The organism is Streptomyces sp. NPDC031340, from assembly GCF_055569945.1.
Genome location: NZ_JBVIIE010000082.1, coordinates 1 through 23,264, shown reverse-complemented (window position 1 = coordinate 23,264; position 23,264 = coordinate 1). Strand labels below are relative to the sequence as shown.

General features: G+C 69.5%; 22 protein-coding genes and 2 pseudogenes. 4 read left to right on the top strand and 20 right to left on the bottom strand.

The window, feature by feature from the left end; genetic code table 11:
- Window positions 1-43 precede the first annotated feature (43 nt).
- The 7 genes from ACZ5GT_RS38010 to ACZ5GT_RS37980 all read right to left on the bottom strand — a co-directional run bounded on the left by ACZ5GT_RS38010 (window position 44) and on the right by ACZ5GT_RS37980 (window position 7,036).
- Window positions 44-1,138, bottom strand: a complete 1,095-nt coding sequence (locus ACZ5GT_RS38010) for a hypothetical protein (protein WP_469035747.1) — start codon at window positions 1,136-1,138, stop codon at window positions 44-46.
- A gap of 283 nt (window positions 1,139-1,421) precedes the next feature.
- Entirely contained in the window at window positions 1,422-1,886 is a 465-nt protein-coding gene (locus ACZ5GT_RS38005) for a hypothetical protein (protein WP_469035744.1), read from the bottom strand.
- Between the two features lie 347 nt (window positions 1,887-2,233).
- Window positions 2,234-3,109 carry an SDR family NAD(P)-dependent oxidoreductase gene (locus ACZ5GT_RS38000; RefSeq protein ID WP_469035740.1) on the bottom strand — a complete coding sequence of 292 codons (876 nt, stop codon included), beginning with the start codon at window positions 3,107-3,109 and terminating at the stop codon, window positions 2,234-2,236.
- Window positions 3,110-3,266: 157 nt separating this feature from the next.
- Window positions 3,267-3,926, bottom strand: coding sequence for a TetR/AcrR family transcriptional regulator (locus ACZ5GT_RS37995; RefSeq protein WP_469035738.1), 660 nt, complete (start codon window positions 3,924-3,926; stop codon window positions 3,267-3,269).
- A gap of 178 nt (window positions 3,927-4,104) precedes the next feature.
- On the bottom strand, window positions 4,105-5,286 hold the full coding sequence (locus ACZ5GT_RS37990; RefSeq protein ID WP_469035736.1) for a cytochrome P450: 1,182 nt from the start codon (window positions 5,284-5,286) through the stop codon (window positions 4,105-4,107).
- Window positions 5,287-5,411: 125 nt separating this feature from the next.
- Window positions 5,412-6,677: an NAD(P)/FAD-dependent oxidoreductase gene (locus ACZ5GT_RS37985; RefSeq protein ID WP_469035734.1), complete on the bottom strand. Its 1,266-nt coding sequence runs from the start codon at window positions 6,675-6,677 to the stop codon at window positions 5,412-5,414.
- The gene (locus ACZ5GT_RS37980) at window positions 6,674-7,036 is read right to left on the bottom strand and encodes a 2Fe-2S iron-sulfur cluster-binding protein (protein WP_469035732.1); all 363 of its coding nucleotides are present in this window, start codon (window positions 7,034-7,036) and stop codon (window positions 6,674-6,676) included. Before ACZ5GT_RS37980 ends, ACZ5GT_RS37985 begins: the two co-directional genes overlap by 4 nt.
- Before the next feature lie 417 nt (window positions 7,037-7,453).
- Between ACZ5GT_RS37980 and ACZ5GT_RS37975 the strand changes: the two genes are divergently transcribed.
- Together ACZ5GT_RS37975 and ACZ5GT_RS37970 are read left to right on the top strand one after the other, a co-directional pair.
- A complete protein-coding gene (locus ACZ5GT_RS37975; RefSeq protein WP_469035731.1) occupies window positions 7,454-7,951 on the top strand; it encodes a hypothetical protein in 498 nt (165 codons plus the stop codon).
- Window positions 7,836-8,333: pseudogene (locus ACZ5GT_RS37970) on the top strand (enoyl-CoA hydratase/isomerase family protein); the annotation flags it as partial. The gene ACZ5GT_RS37975 and the pseudogene ACZ5GT_RS37970, both read left to right, overlap by 116 nt.
- Before the next feature lie 235 nt (window positions 8,334-8,568).
- Here ACZ5GT_RS37970 and ACZ5GT_RS37965 read toward each other — a convergent pair.
- The 10 genes from ACZ5GT_RS37965 to ACZ5GT_RS37920 form a co-directional block, all read right to left on the bottom strand.
- Window positions 8,569-10,071 (bottom strand): aldehyde dehydrogenase family protein, encoded by a 1,503-nt coding sequence (locus ACZ5GT_RS37965; protein ID WP_469035729.1) that lies wholly within the window; start codon window positions 10,069-10,071, stop codon window positions 8,569-8,571.
- Window positions 10,072-10,158: 87 nt separating this feature from the next.
- Window positions 10,159-11,463: a CaiB/BaiF CoA transferase family protein gene (locus ACZ5GT_RS37960; RefSeq protein WP_469035726.1), complete on the bottom strand. Its 1,305-nt coding sequence runs from the start codon at window positions 11,461-11,463 to the stop codon at window positions 10,159-10,161.
- Window positions 11,463-12,191, bottom strand: coding sequence for an enoyl-CoA hydratase/isomerase family protein (locus ACZ5GT_RS37955; protein WP_469035724.1), 729 nt, complete (start codon window positions 12,189-12,191; stop codon window positions 11,463-11,465). Before ACZ5GT_RS37955 ends, ACZ5GT_RS37960 begins: the two co-directional genes overlap by 1 nt.
- Before the next feature lie 15 nt (window positions 12,192-12,206).
- Window positions 12,207-13,166 carry a CoA transferase gene (locus tag ACZ5GT_RS37950; RefSeq protein ID WP_469035722.1) on the bottom strand — a complete coding sequence of 320 codons (960 nt, stop codon included), beginning with the start codon at window positions 13,164-13,166 and terminating at the stop codon, window positions 12,207-12,209.
- A gap of 29 nt (window positions 13,167-13,195) precedes the next feature.
- Window positions 13,196-13,609 (bottom strand): Zn-ribbon domain-containing OB-fold protein, encoded by a 414-nt coding sequence (locus ACZ5GT_RS37945; protein WP_469035719.1) that lies wholly within the window; start codon window positions 13,607-13,609, stop codon window positions 13,196-13,198.
- A gap of 6 nt (window positions 13,610-13,615) precedes the next feature.
- Window positions 13,616-14,773, bottom strand: coding sequence for a thiolase family protein (locus ACZ5GT_RS37940; protein WP_469035716.1), 1,158 nt, complete (start codon window positions 14,771-14,773; stop codon window positions 13,616-13,618).
- 175 nt (window positions 14,774-14,948) lie between these two features.
- Complete coding sequence (locus ACZ5GT_RS37935; protein WP_469035713.1) at window positions 14,949-16,157, bottom strand: PrpF domain-containing protein; 1,209 nt, start codon at window positions 16,155-16,157, stop codon at window positions 14,949-14,951.
- Window positions 16,150-16,815, bottom strand: coding sequence for a TetR/AcrR family transcriptional regulator (locus ACZ5GT_RS37930; protein WP_469035711.1), 666 nt, complete (start codon window positions 16,813-16,815; stop codon window positions 16,150-16,152). The genes ACZ5GT_RS37935 and ACZ5GT_RS37930 overlap by 8 nt, the downstream gene beginning before the upstream one ends.
- 221 nt (window positions 16,816-17,036) lie before the next feature.
- On the bottom strand, window positions 17,037-17,207 hold the full coding sequence (locus ACZ5GT_RS37925) for a 2Fe-2S iron-sulfur cluster-binding protein (RefSeq protein WP_469035708.1): 171 nt from the start codon (window positions 17,205-17,207) through the stop codon (window positions 17,037-17,039).
- A 67-nt stretch (window positions 17,208-17,274) separates the two neighbouring features.
- Window positions 17,275-18,066 carry an SDR family NAD(P)-dependent oxidoreductase gene (locus ACZ5GT_RS37920; RefSeq protein WP_469035706.1) on the bottom strand — a complete coding sequence of 264 codons (792 nt, stop codon included), beginning with the start codon at window positions 18,064-18,066 and terminating at the stop codon, window positions 17,275-17,277.
- 727 nt (window positions 18,067-18,793) lie between these two features.
- Between ACZ5GT_RS37920 and ACZ5GT_RS37915 the strand changes: the two genes are divergently transcribed.
- Window positions 18,794-18,928, top strand: a complete 135-nt coding sequence (locus ACZ5GT_RS37915) for a hypothetical protein (RefSeq protein ID WP_469035766.1) — start codon at window positions 18,794-18,796, stop codon at window positions 18,926-18,928.
- A 425-nt stretch (window positions 18,929-19,353) separates the two neighbouring features.
- On the opposite strand, the gene ACZ5GT_RS37910 is transcribed toward ACZ5GT_RS37915, so the two are convergent.
- On the bottom strand, window positions 19,354-19,785 hold the full coding sequence (locus ACZ5GT_RS37910) for a hypothetical protein (RefSeq protein ID WP_469035704.1): 432 nt from the start codon (window positions 19,783-19,785) through the stop codon (window positions 19,354-19,356).
- 272 nt (window positions 19,786-20,057) lie between these two features.
- Between ACZ5GT_RS37910 and ACZ5GT_RS37905 the strand changes: the two are divergent.
- Window positions 20,058-21,364, top strand: a pseudogene (locus ACZ5GT_RS37905) (nSTAND1 domain-containing NTPase); the annotation flags it as partial.
- Window positions 21,365-21,895: 531 nt separating this feature from the next.
- Here ACZ5GT_RS37905 and ACZ5GT_RS37900 read toward each other — a convergent pair.
- Both ACZ5GT_RS37900 and ACZ5GT_RS37895 read right to left on the bottom strand, forming a co-directional pair.
- Window positions 21,896-22,138, bottom strand: a complete 243-nt coding sequence (locus ACZ5GT_RS37900; protein ID WP_469035702.1) for a hypothetical protein — start codon at window positions 22,136-22,138, stop codon at window positions 21,896-21,898.
- Between the two features lie 57 nt (window positions 22,139-22,195).
- A complete protein-coding gene (locus ACZ5GT_RS37895) occupies window positions 22,196-23,119 on the bottom strand; it encodes a recombinase family protein (RefSeq protein WP_469035701.1) in 924 nt (307 codons plus the stop codon).
- Window positions 23,120-23,264 lie beyond the last annotated feature (145 nt).

The window sequence follows — 23,264 nt, the reverse complement described above, 5'->3', positions numbered from 1 at the left end:
AAGTGTCCCCATCACCCGCAGGGGAGCCGATGGACAGGAGATGTCACACGAACATCGGGGTGGAGCCGTCCCGCTGCGCCTGGAGGAGCAGGCGCGGCCGGGGCGGACACCCTGCGCGGGCGACATCGCCGCGGGACTGCACCGGGACTTCCGGCTCGTCGCCTTCGACCTGAGCGGACACGGCCGCAGCGGGCACAGCAGGATCTGCGAATCCCAGAGGAACACCCAGTACACGAGCTCGGTCGACGAGATAGGCGTGCGCCTCACCCGCCACGGCGTCGTGCATCTCGCGGAGGTACTGGAACCCTTCCGGTGACCAGCACGCGCACGCCCCTGCCGTGCGGACGTAGGCCCCCACCAGGGTCAGACCCTCGCGCCTCGCCAGGTCCAGGGCGTAGTCGGACGCCCGCAGCGACATGTCCGATCCGTTCACGGCGACGATCAGTGACCGCCTTCCCCCGCTCCCCGGTTCACGGGGCGAGGGAAGACCGTCATTCGTGGTCATGCCAGGCTCGCTCGGTGAGAGAGGGCCAGGGCCGACGGCGGGCTTGCCCTTGCGCCGGTTCACCGCCTCCGCCACGAGGTTGAGCACGAGTCCGGCGACCGCCCAGGCGGCGACGACCCCCACGTGGCCGACGACACCCTCCCCGCCGAAGCAGAGGACGGAACGGACCGACTCCAGTGCCCCGGGCGTCGGCAGGACGTCGTGCAGGACCTGGAAGAACACCGGCTCCGCGTGGACCGTCAGCGCACCGCCGGAGGAGGGCACACCGAGGAACATGAAGAGCAGGACGCCGGGCAGGGAAGCGAGTGGACCGATGTGCCGGGCGAAGACGGCGGTCACCATCGACGCGCAGAACGCCATCAGCCAGCCGACACCCACCACCTGCCCGGCATGCCCCTCGAAGGCGCCGGTGACCGGTCCCGCCAGGAGCCAGATCGAGACGGCCATGAAAGCCGCGATACCGGCGGCCGCCGGTATGTAGCGACGCACCTGCAGCAGTTCGGGCGTGGCGGCGCTGGCGATGACGGCGAACGGGAAGCCGGAGATGGCGAAGCCGACGGTGAGGTAGAGGCTGACGGTGCCGAGGCTGTCCCGTCGGGGCAGCGGTACCAGGTCCTCGGTCCGCAGGCCCACGTGCTGCTCCTCCGCCACCTGTGAGAAGACCGCGGTGGTGGTCTGCTTCAGGCCGGCACCGGCGGCACCGGCGACATACCCGACGGCCTCGTCGTCCGCCCGGGCGGGAAGGACTCGGAAGGTTGCTGGGGACCGGCTGGTGCATCGCGCTGACGAAGATGCCCACGAGGACGAGGACGAGGTATCTCGCCCTGTCGGACCCCGCCTTCGCCTGACGCGTGGCCGTCGGCTCGGTAATTGTCATGGGTCGAGTCCTTGTGCGGGGTGGCGGCGTGGGCACGGTTCAGGCCGGGGTCAGCGTGCCCGGACCGACGGGGTCGACGGCGGGGCCGCGGGGCGTGCGGTCGGGGCCCGCCTTCCTGCGAGAGCGCAGGAGGTCGACACTCGAGGTCAGCAGGAGGCCCGCCACCGTCCAGACGGCGAGCACGATCAGGTGGGCGCCGGCACCGTCACCGCCGAAGTACAGGATCGAGCGGAGTGTCTCTCCGGCGGCAGGCAGGGGCAGCACGTCGTGCAGGTACCGGAAGAATCCCGGTACCGCGTACTGCGACACGCTCAGGTTGGAGGCCGGCAGACCGAGGAAGACGAAGAGCGCGATGCCGGGCAGTACGGCGAGCGGGCCGACGAGGCGCGCGATGAGCATCTGCGTCATGCCGACGGCGAAAACGGTCAGCCAGCCGAGGCCGACGACCGCTGCCGCGTGTCCCTCGACCGCTCCGATGACGGGTCCGACGAGCAGCCACACCACGACGCTGATGAACGTCGCCCAAGCCTCTAACGAGGTGGACCGTGCGGCGCAGTGACGCCAGTTCGGGTGCGCCGCCCGTGATGATGGTGACGGCCAGGTATCCGGCGAGCATCCAGCTCAGCGTGATGAACAGGGGCGTGACGCCCATGCCGTCGTGGAGAGGGAGCGGAGCGACGTCCTTCTCAGCCAGCGTGAGGTGCCCAGCAGTAGGACAGGCCGGTGCCGGTGCCGCCGGTGTGACGGTCCCTTCGGGACGGGTCTTCCCCCTCCTCACCGGGGTCATCGGCCAGGAGGTCGGCACGAGCCATGAGGTCGTCGCTCACCACAGGTTCCACCCGCTGGCCACTTCACCGTCCGAAAAGGTGGGCCACCGGGCAGTTCGCGGCATCGCCGGTGCCGTCGTGCGGATGCTCGTCCGGCTCGGACCGAGCGGGCAACCGCTGTACCTCACTCATGACCTCTCGCGCGTGGTCCATCGCGAAGGCCCGGCTCGCCGGGTTGGTCGCGATGATGTACCGGCCGTCGAGGAGACCGTCCCATGCCGCGCGAGCCACGAAGCCCGGATCCTGGGCGCGGAGATCGATGGCCGGGGCAGCCGCTTCCGAGGCGCGCGATGGCATGAGCGCGCCGGGCTCGGTGCGCACCGGGCCCGGCGCGAGCAGCGACACCGACACACCCGTGCTGTGCAGGTCACGGCGTACGGTGTCGGTCAGGCCAAGTACCGCGTACGCGCTCGCCGTGTAGGTGCTGACCGACGGGGCATGGGGCGGGACACCCAGAGAGTGTTCCGATCCGACGTTGAGGATCGCCGCGTGCTGCCAGGCTGCCGCAGCCTCCTTCAACTGCTCCGCGAAGGCCCGGATGCCGTGGAACGCGCCCAGGATCCCCACTTCGAAGACCCGCTTGGCGGCGGCGGGATCCGCACTGTCCACAGGTCCGGCTCCGTCGGCGACCGCGGCGTTGTTCACCAGGACATTGGCCCTTCCGTACTCGGCACGCACGAACTGCGCGAGTTCGGCCACGGACTCGTAGTCGGCGACGTCGACGCGGCGTGCGACCGCCCGGCCGCCGGCGCGCGTGATCTCGTCGACGGTCCCGGCGAGGTCGACGAGGTCGGCGACCACGACGCCGGCGCCGCGCGCGGCGGCTTCGACGGCCAGCGCTCGTCCGACACCCGTCCCGGCGCCGGTGATGACGACGACGTCGTCCTTGAGATGGTCCATGCGGGCGCTCCTCACTTGAATCGGTGCCCTGAGGCCGCCGTCGGTGCGACGAGCGCTGTGCGGCGGCCGAATCGGTGCGACTGGTTGACGAAAGACCGGGCCCGGGAGCGCGGAACGTGGCAGGCGGACACATCGAGCCCGGACAGCTCGGTCGGACTCAGCGCCGCCTACCGTCCGAGGACGCCTCGCGCAGCTTGTCGATGATGAAGAGCAGGGTGTTCCGCAGTTGGTCGCGGAACACCGGATCGCCGGCTTCATGCCCGGTGATGAGCTTGGTGACCTGCGGGAGCAGTTCGGGACCGAACGACGTGAGAGTGATGAGGAGGGAGAGAATCCGCGGATCCAACTCCTCAGGAAGGTTGCCGTCCTGCTGGTCACGCTCGATCAGCATGGTCTGGTGGGTGTACGCCCTGGCCCTCACCGGCGCCATGCGGATGCTCCCGCGCGAGGCCGTCGCGCACTCGACGCCCTCCCATGCCAGCAGGCGACGCCACTTCTCCCGCTCCCGGGCTCCCTGCTCGGTGAAATGCGTGTTGATGACTTCTTTGATGTCCGTTTCAGGCAGGGAACCCCACATTCTCCGGCCACCCTCGACCATGCTTTCCAGAACTGCGTCGTAGAGCTCCGCCTTACGCCCGAAGTAGTAGTAGATGAGCTGCTTGTTGACCTGCGCCCGGGTCGAGATCTCATCGACGCGTGTGGCCGCGAAACCCTTCTGCGAGAATTCCTCCACCGCAGCCTTGAGAATGCGCTCCTTACTGCCGATTCCCACACCCGCGGCCCGCGACTTCCGACCCACCTTTTTCTGAGATGACATAACCCTGTACGGTGTATTTTCGGGTAATGCCAGACGGTCACGAGTCCCGGCGTCCCAGCGCAGCGATCATGCCGGAGCCGCACGGCAGCGACCGTCCCGCATCTCCCCGAGGGAGAAGCGGGACCGGTGCCGCGACCGCGTTCCTGCTATCGCGCCGCCCTGACGCGGGCAGCCGACCTCACGCCTGGGCCACAGGCAAGGACATCAACTGGTTGATGAAGACGGACCAGCCGCGCTCGGGCTGCCCGTTGAGGCGGAGATGCAGGCCGCGCCGGTGAATCTCCTCCCACAGGACACGGATCTCCAGCTTCGCCAGGTACGCGCCGATGCAGCGATGCACTCCGCTGCCGAACGCGAGCGTGTCCGTCTCGGACCGCCACGGGTCGAACCGGTCCGGCTCCGAGAACACGGCGGTGTCCCGGTTCGCCGATGCGAAGTACATCACGAGGACGTCGCCCTCACGAATGCGCTCGCCCGCGAATTCCACGTCCCGGGTGGCTGTTCGGGCCATCTCCATCGGCGGGCTGATCAGCCGAATGAACTCGTCGGCCACACGGTCCCCGCGCCCCTCTGCGATGGCCCGGTCGGTCGCATCCTTGATTTCCGGGCTTTCCAGGTACAGGCGCATCGACTGGCCGATAGCCGTGTGCGTCGTCTCGAAGCCGGCGACAATCATGAGCATCATCCAGTGCAGGAACTCGTCCTGGGTGAGCTCACCCCGTTCGACGCAGGCACCGAGGGCGGTGAACATGTCGTCGTCGGGGTGCGCCCGCTTGATCTCCTGAATCTTCCCCGCGTAGACCGCGATCTCCTGGATGACCTCCAGCATCCGGTCTCCGGTCCCCTCCCCCTCCTTCAGTCCCTCGGTGTTCTGGGCGGCCTGGAAGATCTTGATCGCCCAGTTGACCATGGCGGGCTGGTCCTCGGGCGGCGTACCCAGAACGCGCGCCAGCACCCTCGCCGGAACGGTCTGGGCGATCTCGGTGACGTAGTCGAACTCCGCCATCTTCTCGATGCGGTCGAGTTCCTCGCACACCACCTGCCGCACCCACGGCTCGAAGTTCGCCACGACTCTCGGTCCGAACCCCTTGGCCGCCGCACGACGCAGCCGGCTGTGGTTCGGCGGGTCGTTCATCATGATGTTGTTGCGGTTCGGGTGATCCGGCGGCGTGTTCGTCGAGGGGTAAGACCCGCCGCGTGTCGAAGTGAAGGTCTCGGGGTCCTTCTCCACGGCGACGATGTCCGCGAAGCGGGTCACCGCCCAGAACCCACCGTTGCTCGTTCCGATCGTGGTCGGCTGCCAGTACAGGCCCGGCAGTGCACGCATCCGTGCGAACGCCTCATACGGCACCCCCTCCACGAACGTTCGGGGATCCGCCAGATCGGGGAAGGCTGCCGACTCGGCTGATTCGAGTGTCGACGACATCATTGGCTCCTCACACCATCAGCGACATGGAATCGCGTCTACGGACATGTTTCAACCATCTATATAGTTGAAACTGGGGACGGGGTGGCGGGTACCGCCTTCAGGAGGTCCCGGGCGAGCACGGAGGGATCCGCGAGACGGTCCGCGTCGACCAGGGCTCGCTGCGCCACAAGTTTCTTGGCCACGGCGAAATCACGAGGACTGCACACCACGTCGGCAGCGCAGACAATCCCCTGCCTGAGGTAGAAGACGGCGAACCGGCGACCGGTCGCGGCGTCGCCGCGCACGACCAACTGGTCGTAGCCCGCGGACAGTCCGACCGACTGCAGCTTGACGTCGTACTGGTCGGACCAGAACCACGGCACGCTCGTATACGGCCGCGGACGCCCGACGATCGCCTCGGCCACGGCACGCGCCTGGTCCGACGCGTTCGGCAAGGACTCCAGACGCCGCAGACCACCGTCTTCGGGGTCCGGATGCCGGGCGACGTCCCCGATCGCGTACACGTTCGGGTCGGAGGTCCGGAGGTGTTCGTCGACGACGATCCCGTTGGCCACGACGAGGCCGGCCGCTTCGGCCAACTCGGTGTTGGGTACCAGTCCGACCCCGACGAGGACCACGTCCGCTTCGATGCGTTCGCCTCCGCGCAGCAGAATGGCCGTGATGTCGCCGGACTCCGTCTCATACCCCTCGATGGTCGCCCCCAGGCGGATGTCGACTCCCTCCTCACGGTGGACCCGCTGGAAGAACTCGGAGACGAGGGGGGCCGTGACGCGCGCGAGTACGCGCTCCTGCGCCTCCAGAACGGTTACCCGCAGCCCGACGCGTCGGGCGACCGAGGCGACTTCCAGCCCGATGTAGCCGCCTCCGACCACGGCGAGGCGGGCACCCGGGGCGAACCGCGCACGCAGGCGGTCGATGTCTTCCAGCGTGCGGATGTAGAACACGTTGGACGCCGACTCCAGCGCGTCCACGGCGAGGCGCCTCGGCCGGCCGCCGGTCGCGAGGACCAGGGTGGAGTAACCCATGGTGTCCCCGTCGTCGAGCATGACGGTCCTGGCCTCGCGGTCGATCGCGGTCGCGGTGGCACCCAGGTGGACACCGATGCCCTGCCGCGCGTACATGTCCGGATTCCGGATGAGCAGTTCGTCCGGTTCCACCTCGCCGAGGAGGTATGCCTTGGACAGGGGCGGCCGGGCATAGGGATATGCCGCTTCTCCGCCGATCAGCGAGACCGTGCCCGTATAGCCGGCGGCACGCAGCGCGGCGGCCAGTTCACCTCCGGCCTGCCCGGCTCCGATGATCACGACGCCCTGCGCGCTCACCTTTGCACGTCCGGTATGTGAACGGTGATGCCGTCGAGGTCCGCGCTGCACTTGATCTGGCAGCACAGCCGACTGAACTCGGTCGGTTCGGCGGCGGTCACCTCGAGCATGTCCTCCTCTTCGGGGGTGCGGGGAGGAAGGGACGACGCCCACTTCTCATCCACGAAGACATGGCACGTCGCACAGGAAAGATCACCACCGCACTCGCCGACTATCCCGTCGACCAGGTTGCTGACGGCGACGCGCATGACGGACTCACCGTCCTGCGCTTCGTGCGACTCGCGACGGCCGTCCGGCTGGACGAAGACAACCGTGGACAAGGGAACCTCCTCTTTGCACACATCCCAGTTTTCAACCAACTGGTTAATTTAACGTAACATGGGATCTGGCTTGTTACCAGCGTTTGAACGCGGCTTTTGAGGACGAGCGGGATCCCCGATCGCCCCGCGGGGAACACGAGGACGTGCCCGCCGAGCGGTCCCTTCACGGAGGGACGGGCCGCTGGGGTCACGGGCAGGCGTGGGCCGGTCCGGCACGGCGCACCGGTCCGGTCCGCCGATGGCAGAAGTGGTCAGCGACCGGGCTCCACTGCCGCGTCGCGGCTTGGTCGCTTCAGCTGTTCACGGCATCGCCGCTGTCACCGGGCAGTCCGGCGGCGATCATGCGAAGAGCCGTGTGGATGATGCCGGTGGGCGCCGTCCCGGAAGCCACGTCGTCGAGGTCGGTGACGACGAGATCGACGAGCTCGTCGCTGCGTTCCTCTGGTCAACCGCGTCGTGCCCGCGGACCGGGTCCTCGACGAGGCGCTCGCTCTCGCGGCCGCCGTCGCGCGCAACGCCCCGCTCGCGGTCCAGGCCAGCAAGCGCATCGCGCTGGGCATCCGGGACGGCGTGCTCGCCGGCGAGGCCGCAGCCTGGCGGATCAACACGGCCGAGAGCGACCGCAACAAGGCGACCGGGGACGCCAAGGAAGGCCCGCGCGCCTTCGCGGAGAAGCGGACGCCGGTGTGGCGCGCGCGCCGACCGTTCCCCGTCCAGGCCGCCGGGCCCCCGGGCGCAGCGCATCTTCCCGGGCCGGGCTGCGGCCGGGCCCCACGTGCCGAGGAGCAACTCCATGAGTGTCACGGTCACGTCCCACGACCACGCCGCCATCGTCACGATGGCGTGGCCGGAACGGAGCAACGCGCTGGGCCCCGACAAGGCGGTCGAGGTCGCCGAAGCCCTGACGCAGGCGGGCCGGACACCGGGGGCGGCCGCCGTCGTCCTGACCGGTGAGGGCGCCTTCTGCGCGGGCGGGGACCTGCCCGCCATCCTCGCCGCGATCGAGGGCGCGGACCTCGCGGAAGTCGAACACATCGTCTATGGACGCTTCCGGCAGATCGCACGCGCCCTGCGCGACTGCCCCCTCCCCACGGTGGCGGCCGTCGACGGCCCGGCGATCGGTCTGGGACTCGGCCTCTGTCTGTGGTGCGACCGGCGTTTCGCCGGCACCGGAGCGCAACTGAAACAGGGCTGGGCCCGCATGGGGCTGATCCCGGGGACCGGAGGGGCCGCCCTGATCAACCGTCTCGCGCCGGGCTTGCTCTGGGAGTTGCTCGGCGACAGGTCGGGGCGGCTCAGCGTGGCCCGTGCGGCAGCGCTCGGGGTACTGACGCAGGTCGACTCCGCCCTCGACGCCGCCATCGCCTGCCCCGCGGCTCTCGCCTCGATCGGGGACGAAGCCCTGCGCCGGTACGTGGAGCTCGGGCGTTCCGCCCTGCCCGACGACGGGTACCTCGCGCGATGCGCACGCGTGCAGTCCCTGCGTCTCGCCTCCGAGGACTTGGCCGACCGTGTGGCCGACAGCGGCCTGTCGGCCGCCGCGGCTGACGGTTTGGGCGGACGGACGGCCGTTACGCGGAGGGGGCCACCTCCAGCCAGATCGACTTCTCCTCCGTGTAGGCACGAACCGCCTCGATGCCGGCCTCGCGTCCCAGGCCGCTCATCTTCATGCCGCCGAAGGGCACGTTCTGGGAGAACATCCGCCAGGTGTTGATCCAGACGACGCCGGCTTCGATCTGCCGCGACACCCGGTGCGCCCGGTCCACGTTCTGCGTCCACAGGCCGGCCACCAGACCGAAATCCACGTCGTTGGCCAGCCGCACGGCCTCCTCCTCGGTCCTGAAGGTCAGGAGGGCGCCGATGGGACCGAAGATCTCCTCCTGCGTCAGCCGCGAACGGTTGTCGTCGACGCCGTAGACGGTCGGCTCGACGAACAACCGGCCGGTGTCACCCGGGACCTCCTGTGAGATCCGGCCGCCGCACAGCAGGCGGTGCTTCTCCTCGGCGGCGATGCCGAGGTAGCCGCTCACCTTGGTGAAGTGGGCGGGAGACGCCATCGGCCCCAGAGCGACGGACGGGTCGAGCGGGTCGCCCGCGGTGAGCCGGCCCAGCGCCTCGCACAGGCGCGCGGTGAACTCCTCCGCGATCGTCTCGTCGACGAGAATCCGTGACCCGGCGTTGCACGCCTGGCCGGTCCCCGCCGTCAGCCCGGTGACGACGCCGGCGACGGCACGGTCCAGATCGGCGTCCGCGAAGACGATGTTGGGACCCTTGCCCCCCAGTTCGAGGACGGAAGGAACGAACCGGGGGGCGAGGGCGGTCGCGATGGCCTGGCCGGCGCGTGTGGAGCCTGTGAAGGCGACCTTGTCGACGCCGGGGTGCCCGACCAGGAGACGACCGGTTTCGGCCGCGCCGGTGACGACGTTGATCACGCCGGGCGGGAAGCCGGCCTCCTGCGCGAGGCGGGCCAGTTCCAGCGTGGAGACGGGGGTGACCTCGGAAGGCTTGATGACGACGGTGTTGCCGCAGGCCAACGCCGGGAAGATCTTCCAGCCGAGCAGGCCGAGAGGATTGTTCCACGGGGCGATGGCCGCGATGACGCCGAGCGGTTCCCGTACCGTCCAGGCCTGGTGATGCGGGACGTTCGGTTCCAGCGTATGGCCGTGCAACGACTCCGCGAGGTGGCCGTAGTAGCGGATCGCGCTCGGGATACTCCGGCAGACCATGGACATCTCGGTGATGGTCTTGCCGTTCTCATGGACCTGGAGGCGCGCCAGCCGGTCCGTCTCGGGGGCCACGAGCTCCGCCCACCGCTCCAGCAGGCGCAGGCGTGCCGCCACCGGCGTGGCACGCCACCCGGGGAAGGCCGCGGCGGCGGCCCGCACCGCGCGGTCCACGTCCCCGGCCCCCGCTTCGGGCACGTAACCCCAGGGCTCGTCGCTGTAGGGATCGTGGCAGCGGAAGACGGAGCCGTCGACGGCCCCCGTCCAGGCGCCGTCGATGAGCATCTCGTAGTGCGTCTCGGGATCGAGCTCGGGGAATCGGTCGATCTGCTGAGGATTTTTCTGGCTCAAGGGTCAACTCGCGTTCGGGTTGCGGGTGCGGAGACGGGTCCGGGACCACGAGAAGGAGAGACGAGTCCGGGACCACGGGCGAGAAGGTCAGGCGGTCGCGCAAGCCGCGGCGGCTGGCGTCCCGTTCTCGTCGGTCGGCGAGGACGGGTCCTCGTCGCCGGCGAAGACCGCTCCTTCACGGACCAGCGCGGTGATCTCCTCTTGAGTGAGTCCGAGAATACGCGTGAGAACCTCTCGCGTGTCCTCGCCGAGCCGGGGCGCGGGCTTGCGGACACCACCCGGCGTCCGGTCGAGCCGGAAGGCGGTGCCGCGCTGCACGATGGGGTCGCCCGGCACGGACCGGTGGAAGCCCAGTGCCTTGAGCTGCTCGTCGACGAGCACCTCGCCGGCCACGAGCACGGCCGAGGCCGGGACACCGCGTCGCTGCAGCTGCTCGGCCAGTGCCTCCTTGCCGTGTGCCGTCGTGCGTTCCGCGATGACGCGGTCCAGTTCGTCGTGGTGGGTCCGCCGCCCCGCCGCGGTCGCGAAGCGCGCGTCGTCCCGCGTCCCGGGCAGGTCCAGTACCTCGCACAGGGCCGCCCACTGGGTGTCGTCCGTGACCGAGAGGGCCAGCCACTCGTCGTCACCGGAGGCCGGGTAGACGCCCTGCGGGGCGTACTCGGGGTGCCGGTTGCCGAGCGGTCCCGCGACGGTACCGGTACGGGAGTACTCCAGCACCGCCTCTCCCACGACGCTGGTCACGGCCTCCCGCTGGGCGGCGTCCACGTGGACGGCCTCGCCGGTGGTGTCCCGCAGGCGCAGCCCCGCCAGGGCGAGCCCCGGCGCGAGGTAGGACACCAGCTGGTCGGGGTAGTTGACGTTGTTCCCGCTCCACAGCGGGTGTTCGTCGTCGTACCCGGTCATCGCCATCACGCCGCCGAGTCCGTCCAGAGTGGAGCCGAAGGACACGAAGCCCTGCTCCGGTCCGTTCAGACCCTGACTGCTCAACGAGAGCAGCACGATGCGGGGGTTGGCCCGCTTCAGGGCGTCGAAGCCGATGCCCAGCCGGTCGAGCACCCCGCGCCGGAAGTTCTCGACGACCAGGTCGGACCTGCTCACCAGGTCCAGGAAGATCCGTCGGCCGGCCTCGGTCTTGAGGTCGATGGCGACGCCGTGCTTGTTGCGGTTGGCACTGGCGAAGGTGGGGCTCTGGGCCGGTGCCGCGCCGTCCGGGCCGGCGGCGATCTGGGTCCAGTTGCGGAACGGGTCGGTGTAGGTGGTCGACTCCACCTTGATGACTTCCGCGCCGAAATCGGCCAGGACCTGGGACGAGGCGGCTCCCGCGGTGATGATGCCGAGGTCCAGGATCCTGAGGTGGGACAGGGCTCCGGGCGCTGTGCTGGGGGCGCTCATCACTCGTTGGTCTTCCGCAGGGCGGCGGTGAACGCCATGGCCCGGCCGCCGTGGTCGAGGGCGGCGTCCCAGTCCATGAGGTGCTCGGCGCGCAGCGCGTTCTTGGCCACGTCGAGGGCCGTACGGTCGAACGAGGAGATGTGTTCGGCCAGTTCCTCGGCGCGGGCCAGCAACTGGTCCGGGGCGACAACCTCGTTGATCATGCCCCAGCGCAGCGCGGTTTCCGCGTCGATGCGGCGACCGGTGAGAACCAGCTCGGCGACGTGCTTCGGCAGGACCCGGCGGACGGTGCTGGGGCCGGCCATGGCTGCGTAGACACCGAAGGTGATCTCCGGGGCGCCGAAGGTGGCGGTCTCGGCGGCGATGGCCAGTTCGGCGTTGTTCACCAGGGTCAGGCCGCCGCCGAGGGCGTAGCCGTTGACCGCGGCGATGAAAACGGCCGGGTGCGCGGCGATGCGGCGCTGCGTGGCCAGCCAGGAGTTCGGCTCCAGCGCGGTGCCGCGGATCTCGGGGCTGTCGTCCTTCAGGTCGACGCCGGCGCAGAAGCTCTTGTCCCCCGCGCCGGTGAGGACGATGACGCGGACGTCCTCCTCGCGCAGCTCGTCGAGCACCTCCCACAGCCGGAGCTGGAGCGGGCGGCTGACCGCGTTGCGCTTCTCGGCCCGGTTGATCGTGACGACCGCGTACTGCTTCTTGCGGTCGACGAGCAGGAGTTCGGAATCGCTCATCGTTGTTTCCCTTTCCTACAGAGCTCGAAGAGCATGGTTCGTCGCCGGCTGCGGCCGACGGCCGTTGAACTCGACCGCGACGGCGGGCATGACGCCCTGCCCTCCGGGCCCCTCCACCATGAGTCCGCGAGCCTGGTACTGCGGGGACGCGATCAGGTCCTCCGCGGTGCAGACGGGGCCGACCGGGACACCCACCGCCTGGAGACGGGCGTACAGCTCGTCCTTCGTCAGGCGGGCGACGATCGACTCCAGCGTCTCCTGGAGACGGTCGCGGTGGGTGACCCGCTCCGGGTGCGTGGCGAACTCGGGGGCGCGCAGGGCCTCGTCGGGGAACACCTCCAGGACGCGCGGCCAGTCCACGGGCCGGTAGTAGAAGCCGAAGTGGCCGTCGGCGCAGCGCAGGACCATCGGTCCCGACCGCTCGCCGCGGTTGAGCGGGGTTCCTGCCTGGTGGTAGACGCGTCCCTTCCACTCCAGGTAGGCGACCGTCTCCAGACCCGAGACGACGACCGTCTGTCCCTGACCCGACCGGTCGCGTTCCGCCAGCGCGGTCATCACACCGGTGAAGGCGATGCAGCCCAGCGAGTACGCGACCTGGTGGCCGCCGAGTTGCAGCGGTTCGCGCTCGCGTTCGCCCATCAGGGCCAGCAGCCCGCCGGCGGCCTGCAGGGTCAGTTCGGTGCCCTGCCAGTCGCTGCGCGGGCCGTCTTCGCCCATGTCACTGGAGAGGACGTGGATCTGGTGTGCCGGCCGGGGTCCGGAGGCCGGCGCCCGTCGCAGCAGGACGACGTCGGCCTCCTCCACGGCGGCGGACTGCTCCGTCGCCGTTCGCTTGCCCGCGTCGAGGTAGTCGCGCGTCGCGCCCGGGACGGAACGGAAGCCCGCCCCGGGTGTCGACACGGTCACCTCGGCCCCCAGTGCAGCGAGGTACATGCCGCAGAAGGCGAGCCCGATGTCGTCCGAGAGCTCGACCACGCGGATTCCCGACAGCGGGGCCGCGCTGCTCATGCGGCGCGGGGCCGGAACACCGGCATCGGCAGGTCGTCGGCGCCCATCGGCTCGAACCCTACGGTCAGCGGCATGTCGATGGTGTACTCCGACACCTCGATGCCGTCGATCGAGCTGATCAGGATCGGGCCCTCCGCGAGCTTCACGAAGGCGACGGGGTACGGGGTCTCGTCCTTGAACGCCTTGAAGTACGGCTGGTGCATGACGACCCAGGACCACAGGGTCGCCTCCCCGGAGCTCTCCATCCAGGTGACGGTGTCCTTCAGACAGCTGGGGCAGTTCGCCATCGGCGGGAACCAGTGTCCGCCGCACGAGGTGCAGGTCTGGATCACCAGCCTGCCCTCCCGAGCGGCCTCGAAGAGCGGCTCGAACGTGGGGGTGACGGTCGGAACGGTGCGCTCAGACTTCATGGCGGATCAGTCCTCTCGCTGGAAGATGTGGGAGGTGACGATCGGGGAGACGCAGATGTACTGGGAGGTCCTGGCCCCGGCGACCTGGCGGTCCCCGCACTCGCCGCGCAGCTGGCGCACGGCTTCGACCTGGAGGCCCCAGCCCTGCATGTAGCCCTCGCTGGTGTGCCCGCCGCTGGTGTTGACCGGCAGCTCGCCGTCCAGGGCGATGCGGCCCTTCTGGATGAACTGCCAGCCCTCGCCCTGCGGTGCGAAGCCGAAGTGCTCCAGCGAGAACAGCACGATCGGGGTGAAGTTGTCGTAGATCTGCACGCAGTCCACGTCGGAGGGCCCGATGCCCGAGCTGGCGCGGAGACGGGCGGCCACGTCCTCGGAGGAGGCGCGGAAGAGGTCCTCCTTGGTGTAGTGGTTCGTCAGGTCGCCCGCACCCTCGGTGGCGACGATCTTCACGACGGGCTGCCCGGTGTCACGCGCGCGCTCGGCCGAGGTGACGATGATCGCCACACCGCCGTCGTTGATCATGCAGTAGTCGTAGAGGCGGAGCGGCTCGGCGATGAACCGTGAGGACAGGTAGTCCTCCTCGGTCAGGTCGGACTTCATCACCGCGACCGGGTTCTTCTGCGCGTTGGCCCGGTTGCTCAGCGCGATGGGCGCGAGGGCGCCGTCCGGCACGTTGTACTCGTGCGCGTACCGGCGGTACATCATCGACACGTAGGCACCCGGCGAGGTCATGCCGTAGGCCATGTCGAACTTCATGTCGTTGGAGCGGGCGTTGTAGCCGCCGCTTCCGCCGTCCCCGCCGTAGGTCGCGCCGGCCGAGCGGCCGTTGTTGCCGTAGACGCAGGCGACGGTGGTGGCCAGGCCGGCCTCGATGAGGGCGGCCGCGTGCTGGATCACGACGCCGGCCATGCGACCGGCACCCTCGTAGGTGTTGACCACCTTGGGGTAGCGAAGGCCCGCCATCGTGCAGAACTTCTCGTAGCCGTCGATGCGGCTGAGAAGGACGCCGTCGATGTCGTCCTTGGAGATGCCCGCGTCGGCGATGGCAAGGTCGAGAGCCTCAAGGCCGAGGGCGTATTCGGTGCGGTAGGGGTCCTTCTGGCGGTAGATCGCCGAGAAGTCGGTGGTGGCGACGCCGATGACGGCGGCTTTGGTCTGTGCCATGGGGTGCCTTCCGTAAATGTGCCCCCGCCGCAGCCGTGGCGGCGACGGCCGGGGGGCCGGCTTCAGAGGCTGTCGACGAGGCTAATCTCGCGACATCCAAGTGTCAACCATACAGTTGGTTGAAACACCGCGTGATGCTTCCGGCGCTGGTCGGAGAGGGTCCGCAGGGTGTGTGTCACCCTTTCCACCAGGGCAGGCGCGCCGTGGGAACGAGGACCCTGCCCTCGAACATCCGTCGCGCGGTGCGCTGGAAGGAGGCCCGCTCGACCACAGGTTCCTCCTGGGACTGTTCGAGGCCGATGGAGACCGCTGTCACCCCGCTGGGATGGGCCAGGCGGTATTCGCCGCTCTCGTGCGCCGACTCCCGCGTGACATCGTGGACGACGGTGCCCTTGAGGCGTGCCGCGACGCCGGCGCACACCGAACCGGTGCCCATGAACGCCTTGTGGACGTCCCAGTGGGACACCGCGCGCACGTGCACGTCGCCGTCGGCGGCCGGCAGCGTCCTGCCCCGCAGATCCACCCAATCGGCCGGCGGCCCCACCAGGACGAGGGCCGGCCGGATACGTGCCTCCTCATCGGCCCGTGAGACGTCGCCGGCCCAGCCCAACCGCACGGCGACGGCGCGACGGATCGCCGCGGCACGCTCCCTGAGCTCGGTGTCGGCGAGCAGTTCCCGGTGGCTCTCGGCGCCGGTCGCTCCGATACTGGCGGCCGGGACGAACGCGAGCGGGATGGAGACGTCGACGACCGAGAGCTCGATCTCGCCGAGTCCCTCCACGTCGATGACGTCGCGCCGGTGGCCCGTGGGGAGGACCAGCCCGGTCTGGGTCCCGGCGCTCTCCCTGAAGTCCAGATCGATCGGACTGCCGGTGCCGGGGACGCCGGCCATGGCGTAGTCACCCGTCGTCGCCGCCCGCCCGCCGGCCGTACGGACGGTCGAGTAGATGACCTTGCCGGTGTTGGTGTTGTAGATCCGCACCACGGTCTCGGGGCCGGTGACGGGCACGATCCCCTCGTCGATGGCGTACGGGCCGACGGCGGACGAGATGTTGCCGCACAGCATCGACCAGTCGATCATCCGCTCGGTGACACCGAGCTGGACGAAGGTGTAGTCGACGTCGGCGTCGGCGCGGTCGGACGGACCGACGATGGCGAACTTGCTCCGCAGTGAGTCGCCCGCGCCCAGCCCGTCGACCTGCCGGACGTCCGGAGTGCCGTAGGCCGCCCACAACCAGTCGGCCAGTTCTTCGGGGTCCTGGGTGGGCAAGGCCTCGTTCCGTACGAGCAGCGCGTTGCTCGTACCGCCTCGATACCAGACTGCGGGGACCGCGACCTGGTCACCGGCCAGCTCCCGTGCTCCCCCGACCGGGGTTTCAGTCATGCGACTCCGTCCTTTCGTCTGCTTGATTCCGCTCTCCGGCCAGCACGGCGAAGAGGCGGCTCACGAAATCCCACATACGCTGCGCGTACTCCGAGCTGTTGGCGTCGAGTCCGGTGGTCAGCTTGATGACCTGCGGAATGAGGCTCCCGCTCATCCCGAGCAGGGAGATCAGGATGCTGAGCATCTCGGGATCCAGGTCTTCCGGGACCTGCCCGGCGGCCTGCGCCCGGCGCAGCAGGTCCGTTTGGACCTGGTAGGCGGCTGTCCGGCGTTCTTCCAGCAGGATGTCCGTCTCGGCCTCGGGGTCACCGTACTCGACGCCCTCCCACGCCAGCAGTCGGGACCAGTTGAAGGTGTCGCTGGGCCGGTGGAAGATCTTGTGGAGGCCGTCCTTCAGATCTGCCGTCGAGACCTCCTGCCACAGCGGTGCGACGTGGTCGACCATCCGGCTCAGCACGGCGTTGCGCAGGCCCGCCTTGCTGCCGAAGTAGTAGTAGATGAGCTGCTTGTTGCAGCCCGCCTTGCGGGCGATCTCGTCGATACGCACCGCGGCGAACCCCTTGGCGGCGATCTCTTCCGCGGCCGCGGCCAGGATGCGCTCCATGCGCGGCAGTTCGTCCTTGGCCTTGGTCCGCTTGGCGGTCTGCTTGCCCGACATGACATTCCCTCTCTGACACCGGATCGGCCGGAAGGGCCCCAGTCGCGCGCCCGGTATCCGGCTCCCGGCTATCTTTGCGTACGGGGCACGTCCAAGGTCAGGCCGTCCAGCGCGTCCGTGACCTCGATCTGGCAGGCCAGCCGGCTGCGGCCGTCGGGCTCCTCCGACGTCACCTCCAGCATGTCGGCCTCCTCGGCGCTGATCGGGGGAAGCCCGTTGGCTCATTCCGGGCGGACGAAGACGTGGCAGGTGGCACAGACCAGGCCGCCACCGCACTCGCCGATGATTCCCGGCACCATGTGGGACAGTGCGGCCTTCATGACCGTGACGCCGCCGGGGGCGTCGACCGTGACTTCGGCGCCCGAGTCCTGGACGAAGGCGATACGGGGCATGACGTTCCTCGGTCTTGCGTGATGTCCGGTGTGAAAACGGTTGACGCGGCCTCTGTTCCAGGACGGCTCAGGCGCCGCGGACGGCGTCGAGGAGTTCCTGAGCATGCGCCTCGGCGAAGGGCCGCGACGCGTCGTTGGTCACCGCGACGTACGTCCCCTTCAGCACGGCGTCCCAGGCGAGGCGAGCCACGAGGTCCGGGCTCTGGCCGCGCCCCTCGACGGACTCGGCGACCGCGGACGCGTGCGCCATGGCCTGCTTCACCCCTTCGGTGAGTACCCAGCCGGGTGCCAGCAGGGTCACGCCGACACCGGCGGCGGCGAAGTCACGGCGGAGGACGTCGGTGAACGCGAGCGAGGTGTACTTGCTGATGGTGTAGGTGCTCAGTGGGGGCACGTAGGGCGGCACGCCGAGCGAGTGCTCGGAGCCGACGTTCAGCACGTGCGCGAAGCGACCCTGGGCCGCCGAGGCGGCGAGCGGTTCGGCCAACGCCCGCAGACAGTGATAGGTACCGAGGATGTTGATCTCGAACTGCCGTCGCACGGTAGCCGGGTCGGTGTCCTGCAGCATGCCGAAGGCCGTGGACCCGGCCGCATTGTTGACCAGGACGTCGACGCTGCCGAACGTCTCGATCACGCGGGGCACCGCTGCGGCGACCATGTCGTAGTCCGCGATGTCGACCTCGACCCACATCGCCTCACCGCCCTCGGCCACGATCCTCTCGACCGTCTCGTCCGCCGGCTCGGGGGACGCGATGACCAGCTTCGCACCGCGCCGGGCAGCCTCCCATGCCAGCGCCTGCCCCACGCCGGTGCCCCCACCGGTGACCACGGTGACGGCGCCGTCCAGTGTGTTCCCCATGATGTTCCCCTTCGTTCGTCGAGTCCCGCTGCTCGGACACCGGCCGGCCTGGACGGCGGTGATGTGTCCGTCTGCCGCGAGATACCGGTCGTCCCATGACCGAGTCCGCCACCTGGCCGTGCCCGCGTCGCCGACCGGGGTGAGTACAGCCGCAAGATGGAGTCCCCGATCGTCACGTGCAGGAGCCCGGCCGCCAAGCGGTTGCCCGACCAGGGAAGGACTCGCACTCATGCTAGCGATTTATCAACCAACTAGATAGGTGAAGTTAGGTACGCGTTTCACCTCACGCCCGGAACGGGTTCTGCCCTCGCACGGCGGCCGCGACACCCCGTCGGTACGCCGGGGCGGAAGACGCTGAGGATGATGAAGTCCGCGCACAGCCCGTGGTCGGCCACCACATGGGCGATGGCCTCCCCGGCCCGCAACCGAGAGCGAACTCTCCCGCCCGAGCGTCCAGCAGTCCAGCAGTCCAGCAGTCCAGCAGTCCGCAGAAGACGCCGGGAATGGCTCCGTCGCCTGCGGGGCCTCGCTGGTTCGCTGGTTCGGTTGAGGGCCTTATCCCGCCGCCCCACCCGCGCCCGGCCAACTGCCGCATCACTCAGTCAGGTTGGAAAAGGCTCAGTGTCGAGGCGTGCAGGCGCCTTGGGATCGGCCGCAAGAAGGCGCCAGTACTCGGCCTCGAGCTCCAGCCTGCGCTTGCGTCCTCGCCTCGCTATCAACACTCGAAATGATCAAGGAATGGCTGACCCAGCATGGTCAGCTCGGCGGTGACCTCGTCGGTCGGGCCGAGGATGCGCAGGGCATGGGGCATGGTGCGGGCGGCGTATTGTTCGCGGTGCTGGAGCGTGAGCCACCACATTGAGCAATGCGGTCCGGCTGATCGCCGGTCGGCGCGGCCCTGCGCTCCACCTCCACCGTCGACCAGTCCGGCGTAGTCGAGTACGACCTGCGTAATGCCGGACCGCTCCCTCGGATGCCTCAAGAAGACAGAAGCACCTTCGGTGCACACCGTGGCATTTACCGCACCCCGGCGTGCACCGGAGGTGCACTGATTCGCTGACGTGCGAATTCGTCCCTGACCGCCGTTACTCGAGAACCCCGGAGCATCGGACCCCAGCGTCAGGCTTCAGCCATGCCCGCCTGACGAGAAGTGACGAGTGCCACGGCCCGCTGCATTCAGTCCGACTCAGCCGGCCCACCGGGCCGTGGCGCTGTGATGCCTGCCCGGGCCCGTTCACGGGTGGTACGGAGTCCCCGCAGGTGTCCGGCGGCCCGGGCCGGCCGATCTCAGGACCACTTCTCCGCGCGGACGTAGGAGCCCTGGTAACCGTCGAGGCGGACCTTGAGGGCGTGGCGGGTGTTGTTGACCGTGCCCTTGGCGATGATGTGCCCGTTGGGGTTGCACCGCTTCCAGCCGCTGTCCGCGACCTTCCGCAGGTGACCCCCGCCCAGGTCCTCGAAGATGCGTACCTTCATCGAGGCATGCGTGTTGTAGCACCGCAGGACAGCGCGCGTCGCCCTGCTCGGCGACTTGTAGGCCTTGGACTTCCACTTGCCGTTGCTCTGCGCGGGGACCCAGGAGTTGCCCCAGATGGTGTGCCAACCGGCCTGTGCCGAGACGTGCGTCTCGGGAGCGGCTGCCGCGGGGTTCGCGACGGCCATGCCGGAACCGAGTATCAGGGCGGCGGTCGAGAGCGTGAGGGTCTTCCGGAGATTCATGGTCGGGTTCCTCCTGTGGTGGTGAGACGACGCGGGAACGGTCCGCGGCGTCGGAACGGCGGCGCTGCGGGGCAGTGCCGCGCCGGCCCGGCGGATCGGGCCGACGACGACCAGTCAGCCAGCCGGCACCGTTGTTCAGCAGGCCCCTTTCGCCACACCGAACAAACACGAGCGTCGGGTTGGGAGGAATGGGCGGGCCCTTGCCGGTGCACGCGCCGGTTCTTACCGTGGCCATGACACGGGCTGCGGGGGACGTGAGGGGGACGAGCGCGATGGGGCGTCGTGAGGCACCGCTGGACCCGAACACGGGGCCGGCGCAGGGATTCGCGTACGAGTTGCGCAAGCTGCGCCAAGAGGCGGGCGGTCTCACGTACCGGGAGACGGCGCGGCGGGCCCGCTACTCGGTGACCACGCTCTCCCAGGCCGCGGCCGGGGAGCAGATGCCGTCCCTGGCAGTCACCCTGGCCTACGTGGCAGCCTGCGGCGGCCGGGGGCGACGGACTCCGCGGCCTGTGCTTCCTCCGTGGGTGCCGCGGAGTGAGAGCTGCGCTGGCATGAGGCGGCAGAGGAGTCGGCGGCCCGCGGCCGCGAGGAGGACGACGGAAGGCAGTCGCCGTATCAGGGGGTGGCCCGGTTCGAACCCGTGACCATGAGCGATTCTTCGGCCGCAGCGCACTCGTGGACGTGCGCCGGCTGGTGCTGGCGCGTCGCTTCGCGGCCGTTTTCGGCCCTTCCGGCAGCGGCAAGTCCTCCCTGCTGCGGGCCGGGCTGATCCCCGTGCTGCGGGCCGAGGGCGCATCTTTGGCGGCGATCCGCATCCTCACCCCCGGTGAGCGCCCGCTGCGCACCCATGCGAAGGAGCTGAGTCCAAGGGAGGCGGACGGTGACACCGTCCTGGTGGTGGACCAGTTCGAGGAGGTCTTCACCCTGTGCCGGAACCCGCGGGAACGCGCCGAGCTCATCGATCGGCTGCTCGCCGCCCGGCACCCGGACAGCAGACTGCGCGTCGTGATCGCCGTGCGCGCCGATTTCTACGGCCGCTGCGCCGAGCACCGCGAGCTCGCCGACGCCCCGCGCGAGGCCAGCCTGCTGGTGGGCCCCATGAGCCGGGCCGAGTTACGCGAGGCCGTGGTCAAGCCGGCACAGACCGCCGGGCTGGTTGTCGAGCGCGAGCTGACCGCCCGCCTGGTGGATGAGGTGGACGGCGAGCTGGGCGGCCTGCCGCTGCTCTCCCACGCCCTGCGGGAGACTTGGCGTCGGCGTCGCGGACGGGCGCTCACCATGGAGGCATACGGAGCGGCGGGCGGCGGGCGGCGTGCACGGCGCGATCGCGCAGACAGCGGAGGAGGTCTACACCCGCTTCTCCCCCGGCCATGCGAAGCTGGCCCGGCTGATCATGCTGCGACTGATCGCCCCCGGCGAGGGCTCCCAGGACACTCGCCGCCCGGTCGACCGGAGCGAACTCGACCTCGGCACCAGCTCCGGGGACGACGTTGCCCTGGTCCTGAATCGCCTGGCCGGTGCTCGACTGCTTACCCTCGATGAGGACACCGTCGGCCTCGCGCACGAGGCGCTGATCAGGCGAGTGGCTGTGCGGGGGCGAGTCCGGGTCCCGGCCTGCTATGCGGCCGTCTTCTTCCGGCGGCGCCCGGCCCGGGCCAGGGCATCCACCAGTTCGTCATGGTTCATCTTCGACCGGCCGGGGATGCCTTCGTCGCTGGCCCGCTGATACAGCTCCGTCTTGCTCAGCTGCCGTAGCTCGCGCTTCCCCGCGCCGCGATCGTGTGCCGTGGTCGATGTGCTCGCCTGCTTGCGCGGGGCCGTCTTGGGGGTGGTCTTCTTCGCCGGCTTCGCCGAGGCCTTCCTCACCGGCCTTCGGGCCGCAGTCCTCCTGTCCTGCCGGTCGTCAGGTGCCTTGCCTCTGGAGCTGCGGGTCTGTTCGACGCTGCGCTGGAAGGCCTCCATCAAGTCGAGGACGTTGGTGGCCTGCGGTGGGGCTTCCTCACTGACGATCTCCTTGCCCTCGGCCTTGGCGTCGACCAGTTCCTTACCCGTTCCTCATAGGTGTCGTGGCAGTCCTTCGGGTTCCAGTGGACGGACAGCGCGCCGATCAGCCGGCTGGCGGTGTCAAGCTCCCTGCCCCGGGCGTCGCCACGGCCGGGCAGCACCGGAAGGTGTGGAGAACCAGCACCTCTTCCTGGGCACGCAGCGCGACGAGGTACTGCTTGCCCCGCATCACGAAGGTGGCGATGCCGGTCTTGCTCTCCTTCTCCGGGTCGACGAAACCGGTGATCTCGATGACCTGGGACTTGCTCGGGGCGATCTCGTCCAGCTCGTCGGGTTCTACGATCACGTAGTCCGACCTCGGGGAACATCGGTACAGCGGTTAACGCTAAGTCATTGATCTTGGTCAGGCCGGGGCTCCGAGGCGGGTGACGCGGTTTTCGTACTCGCGTCGGGCCTTGCGCTGGACAGGGACGGCGGGGACCCCCTGGCCCCCGTCGAGCGGTTGGCAGCGGGCGAGGAGCTGGCGGTGGATCGCGGGCACGGCCGTGACGCGCAGGGTGTAGCCCTGGCCGCGCCGTACGGCCACCCCTTGGTCGAGCGCGGCCCGCTCGGCGGGCTCCAGGTCGCCCGCGCGGAGGAAGTCGGCGACCTTGCCTGGCATGTCGAGGGTGACCGGCAGCTCCGGGACTGGGGCGTCCTCCTCGATGGCAGTGTGGTGGGGGATGAGGTCGGCGATGGCCGTGCGGATCGCGCCGCGGCTGACACCGTGGTCGCGGGCGAGGGCAGCGATCGAGCGGCCCTCCAGGTACGCGGTGCGGACGTCGCCGGTCTTGTCGGCCGCCACGGCGGGGCGGCGCCCGCCCTTGCTGCCCTTGGCTTCGGCGGCTCGCAGTCCGTCGTAGGTCAGCTCTCGCTGGAGGTCGCGTTGGAGTTCGCCGGCGGCGGCGAGGGTCTGCACCATGAACTTCACGGTGGACAGCAGCTCGCCGGTGCGGGGGTGACGGGCGGTGAGGTCCATCGCGGAGAATGCGCCGTCGTGGATGCGCAGCGCCACCTGGTCGCGGTGGAGGACGTCGAGGACGTCGAGGATGTGCCCGGTGCCGCGTACGAGGCGGAACATCTCGGAGATGTGGACGGTGTCGCCGGGCCGCGCGTAGGTGAGCAGTTCGCGGAACTTTGGGCGCTGGAGAGGGTGGAGGCGGCTGGAGGTGCCGCCGTCCTCCTCGAAGACGACCGGGTCTTCGATCCCGGCCTCGTCCAGGACGAGGTTCTGCCGGGCGGTGGATTGCTGGTCGGTCGAGACCCGCTTGTAGACCAGGTTCGCCACCGAGAACCCCCTTTCCGTGCGGAGGATCGGACCCTATCTGTCGTCAAACCCCGAGTTGGCGGCCGAGACGGACGGGGCCGGACGTCGCCTGGTGGTCCGCAACGGCCACCATCGGCCCCGCACCGTGACGACCGCCGCAGGCGCC

Coding starts and splice junctions, on each gene's coding strand:
- ACZ5GT_RS38000 (WP_469035740.1), bottom strand. CDS start 3,109: ATGGACCATCTCAAGGACGACGTCGTCGTCATCACCGGCGCCGGGACG.
- ACZ5GT_RS37995 (WP_469035738.1), bottom strand. CDS start 3,926: ATGTCATCTCAGAAAAAGGTGGGTCGGAAGTCGCGGGCCGCGGGTGTG.
- ACZ5GT_RS37960 (WP_469035726.1), bottom strand. CDS start 11,463: ATGAGCGCCCCCAGCACAGCGCCCGGAGCCCTGTCCCACCTCAGGATC.
- ACZ5GT_RS37955 (WP_469035724.1), bottom strand. CDS start 12,191: ATGAGCGATTCCGAACTCCTGCTCGTCGACCGCAAGAAGCAGTACGCG.
- ACZ5GT_RS37945 (WP_469035719.1), bottom strand. CDS start 13,609: ATGAAGTCTGAGCGCACCGTTCCGACCGTCACCCCCACGTTCGAGCCG.
- ACZ5GT_RS37940 (WP_469035716.1), bottom strand. CDS start 14,773: ATGGCACAGACCAAAGCCGCCGTCATCGGCGTCGCCACCACCGACTTC.
- ACZ5GT_RS37935 (WP_469035713.1), bottom strand. CDS start 16,157: ATGACTGAAACCCCGGTCGGGGGAGCACGGGAGCTGGCCGGTGACCAG.
- ACZ5GT_RS37930 (WP_469035711.1), bottom strand. CDS start 16,815: ATGTCGGGCAAGCAGACCGCCAAGCGGACCAAGGCCAAGGACGAACTG.
- ACZ5GT_RS37925 (WP_469035708.1), bottom strand. CDS start 17,207: ATGCCCCGTATCGCCTTCGTCCAGGACTCGGGCGCCGAAGTCACGGTC.
- ACZ5GT_RS37920 (WP_469035706.1), bottom strand. CDS start 18,066: ATGGGGAACACACTGGACGGCGCCGTCACCGTGGTCACCGGTGGGGGC.
- ACZ5GT_RS37915 (WP_469035766.1), top strand. CDS start 18,794: ATGATCAAGGAATGGCTGACCCAGCATGGTCAGCTCGGCGGTGACCTC.
- ACZ5GT_RS37910 (WP_469035704.1), bottom strand. CDS start 19,785: ATGAATCTCCGGAAGACCCTCACGCTCTCGACCGCCGCCCTGATACTC.